Here is a 1017-nt window from a genome sequence, read left to right on the forward strand (position 1 = left end):
TGATGCCACCGGTCGGGCAGAAAGTGATTTGCGGCAAGGGTCCGCCAATGGATTTGACCATGGACACACCACCGGCGGATTCCGCCGGGAAAAATTTCATGTGGGTAAAGCCGTGCGCCAGCAGGTTCATGGCTTCACTGGGCGTGGCAATACCGGGCAGCAGCGGGACATCGCTGGCCTTGGCGGCTTCGATCAGCTCCGCCGTGGTGCCGGGGCTGACCAGGAACGTGGAGCCGGCTTCGACGGCTTTCTTCAGGTCGTCCGGAGTGACGATGGTTCCCGCGCCAATCACGGCGTCTTCCGGCAACGCATCGACCATGGCGCGAATCGCATCGAGCGCCACCGGGGTACGCAAGGTGATTTCGAGTACCTTCAGGCCGCCGTTGTACAGTGCCTGAGCCAGCGGTACCGCATCTTCCAGGCGCTCCACGACCATCACGGGAATGACCGGAGCCACCTGAACAATTTTATCGATACTTAATGCCACTATGCTTTCCTCTTGATTCGGTAACTGGGTTGATTCAATACGAGCGATCCCGGGAGCGACGCCTCAGGGAGCCCAATACAGTGTCACTGGCACTTTGTTCTGACGCAGAACGGCACGAATCGGCATATCGCCCACCGGACCTTCACCTTGCGCGGCACGCAGGGCCTGCAATTTTTCTTCGCCAGTGATCAGCAGAACCAGACGACGGGAATTGACGATACCCGCCAGGCTCAGGGTCATACGCTCAGTGTACTCACCGGTCACTTCACTCTGGTGCGCGGTAATCGCCGAACACAGTGAATCGGTGGTCAGCGCTTCCTCAAGCCCTTCGGCGTTGGGGAACAGGGACGCGGTATGACCGTCCGGCCCCATACCCAGAATGGTGAGATCGAACGGCTGGGCCAGCTTCTGATAGGCCTGCTCGCAGGCGGCGAGGCCTTCGGCGGCAGTTTCCGCCGAGTTCTTCATGCCCAGAAACGGCGCCTGACCGGCAGCGTGTTGCAGAAGATTTTTCTGCACAAACGTCTCGT

Annotated in this window: 2 protein-coding genes; both read right to left on the reverse strand. The window is 59.8% G+C overall.

The genetic code is table 11. The features are described from left to right. Positions 1–487, reverse strand: a 487-nt coding sequence (eda, locus tag B3187_RS11855) for a bifunctional 4-hydroxy-2-oxoglutarate aldolase/2-dehydro-3-deoxy-phosphogluconate aldolase (RefSeq protein WP_286806664.1), incomplete at its 3' end; no start/stop codon positions are given. A 63-nt stretch (positions 488–550) separates the two neighbouring features. Then, a partial coding sequence (locus B3187_RS11860; RefSeq protein WP_286806666.1) for a 6-phosphogluconolactonase occupies positions 551–1017 on the reverse strand: 467 nt, incomplete at its 5' end.

The organism is Marinimicrobium sp. UBA4209 (genome assembly GCF_002381585.1).
Lineage (GTDB): Bacteria > Pseudomonadota > Gammaproteobacteria > Pseudomonadales > Cellvibrionaceae > Marinimicrobium > Marinimicrobium koreense.